Raw genomic sequence first — 2,421 nt, 5'->3', positions numbered from 1 at the left:
GCCGCCAGCCGCGCCATCCGCCCCTGCGCCGCGCCGCCTTCGCGCAGGAACCAGCGGGCCAGCGCCACCATCTGCTCCGCCGCCCCGGCCTCCGTCACGGGCGCCCCGGCCTCCAGCCCCTCGGCGCGCAGCACCAGCGTCCCGCAGGCGGCGCGCTCCAGCCGGAAATCCCCCGGTGACGCGCTCAGCACCGGATGCGCCCCGGTATCGAGGACGAACCCCGCCTTGCCCGGCAGATCCGGCGCATCTGGCCGCGCCAGGCGACGGGCCAGCTCGGCGGCGATGCGATCGGTTCCGGCATCCGCGAAGGGCGTCACCAGGATGTTGCGCCGTGCCTCTATGCGCGGATCGGCATCCAGCAGCCCCAGCGCCGCCAGCTGCTCCAGCACCGCGCCATGGCGCGCCTGCGCGATGCCGCGCAGCTGCAGGTTGCCGCGCAGCGTCAGCGTCAGGGTGCCATCGGCCAGGTCCGCGGAGATGGAGGCCAGCCCCGCCGCCTGCGCCGCGTCCAGCCATCCGCCGGGCGGACGGATCCGCACCACCAGACCGTCCCCGGCCGCCATGGGCCGCAGCGCGCCGGGACACCAGCCGCGGATGCGGGCGCTCATCGCGCCGCTCCGGTTGCCGCAACCCCTCCGGGCGGGCGGATATGCAATGCGATGCCCATCGCGCTCCCGTTCCATCGCCCGGTCGCACCGCCTGCAGGCCCCGGACGCCATCTTTCTTAGCCGCGCCGGGCAGGCTCTTGTCAAGGCCCGCCCCGGCACGGCATGACGGGGCCGGACAGGTGCAGGAGAGAGGCCGCCATGACCGCGATCGCGCTGCAGGGGACCGGTTCGAATGTCGGCAAGTCGCTTCTGGTCGCGGGGCTGTGCCGCGCGGCGCGGCGGCGCGGGATTTCCGTGGCGCCGTTCAAGCCGCAGAACATGTCCAACAATGCCGCCGTCACCGCCGATGGCGGCGAGATCGGCCGCGCCCAGGCCCTGCAGGCGCTGGCCGCCGGGATCGAGCCGGTCAGCGACATGAACCCGGTGCTGCTGAAACCGGAATCCGAGCGCGGCGCCCAGCTGGTCGTGCAGGGCCGGCGGCGCGAGACGCTGGCGGCACGGCGCTACGGCGCGATGAAACACGAGCTGCTGGGCGCGGTGCTGGAAAGCTATGGCCGCCTGCGCGCCCGCCATGACCTCGTCCTGGTCGAGGGGGCGGGCAGCCCGGCCGAGGTGAACCTGCGCGCGGGCGACATCGCCAATATGGGCTTTGCCCGCGCCGCCGACGTGCCGGTGATCCTGGCGGGCGATATCGACCGCGGCGGGGTGATCGCCCAGATCGTCGGCACCCAGGCGGTGCTGGATCCGGCCGACAACGCGATGATCGCGGGGTTCCTGGTCAACAAGTTCCGCGGCGACCCGGCGCTGTTCGAGGATGGCTACCGGCTGATCGCGGACCGCACCGGCTGGCGCGGCTTCGGCGTGCTGCCCTGGTTCGGCGCGGCGCATCGCCTGCCGGCCGAGGATGCGCTGGATCTGGGCCGCGCGCCCGCCGGGACCGGCGTGACCGTCGCCTGCCTGTGCTTTCCGCGGATCGCCAATTTCGACGATCTCGATCCGCTGGCGGCGGAGCCGGGCGTCTCGCTGGTCATGGTGCGGCCCGGAGAGCCGGTGCCCGCCGCGGCGCGGCTGGTGATCCTGCCGGGGTCCAAATCCACCCGCGCCGACCTGGCCGCGCTGCGCGCCGAGGGCTGGGATATCGACCTGCGCGCCCATCTGCGCCGCGGCGGCCAGGTACTGGGGCTGTGCGGCGGCTACCAGATGCTGGGCCGCAGCATCGCCGATCCCGACGGGCTGGACGGGCCGCCCGGCACGCTGGAGGGGCTGGGCCTGCTGGAGATCGACACGGTGATGCAGGCGCAGAAGCGGCTGGGCCGGGTCGCGGGCATCCATGCGGAAACCGGCCATCCCGTGAGCGGCTACGAAATCCACATGGGCGCGTCGGAGGGGCCGGACCGGGCGCGGCCCTTCGCCATGATCGACGGTGCCGGCGAAGGCGCGGTCTCGGCCTCGGGGCAGGTGGCGGGCACCTATCTGCACGGGGTCTTCGCCGCCGATGATTTCCGCGCGGCCTGGCTGTCGCGGATCGGGGTGGCGCGCTCGGGGCTGGATCACGCCGCCTCGGTGGAGCAGGCGCTGGACGCGCTGGCCGATCACCTGGAGGCGCATCTGGAGATCGACGCGATCCTCGCCGCCGCGCGCTGAGCCGGGCTCAGGCCAGCGCCGCCTCCAGCCGCGCCCATTCCGCGCCGTTCCCCGGCAGGCCCAGGCGCAGCCAGTGCGGCGACCAGGGGAAGACGCGGCTCCAGATCCGGTGCCGGGCCAGGCGCTCCTGCGCGGCGGCGGCATCGGGGGTTTGATAGCTGCGGAACAG

1 protein-coding gene and 2 pseudogenes are annotated in these 2,421 nt (G+C 74.2%); 1 reads left to right on the top strand and 2 read right to left on the bottom strand.

Annotated features, from left to right (window positions below; all coding sequences use genetic code 11):
- Window positions 1–608, bottom strand: a pseudogene (locus ICN82_RS21070) (precorrin-3B synthase); the annotation flags it as partial.
- Between the two features lie 198 nt (window positions 609–806).
- On the opposite strand from ICN82_RS21070, the gene ICN82_RS21065 reads away from it, so the two are divergent.
- A complete protein-coding gene (locus ICN82_RS21065; RefSeq protein WP_193187291.1) occupies window positions 807–2,252 on the top strand; it encodes a cobyric acid synthase in 1,446 nt (481 codons plus the stop codon).
- A 7-nt stretch (window positions 2,253–2,259) separates the two neighbouring features.
- On the opposite strand, the pseudogene ICN82_RS21060 reads toward ICN82_RS21065, so the two are convergent.
- A pseudogene (locus tag ICN82_RS21060) lies at window positions 2,260–2,421 on the bottom strand (threonine-phosphate decarboxylase); the annotation flags it as partial.

Source organism: Mangrovicoccus algicola, from assembly GCF_014903745.1.
Lineage (GTDB): Bacteria > Pseudomonadota > Alphaproteobacteria > Rhodobacterales > Rhodobacteraceae > Mangrovicoccus > Mangrovicoccus algicola.
The sequence above is the reverse complement of the archived record's forward strand: the minus strand, read 5'-3'. Positions and strand labels throughout refer to the sequence as shown.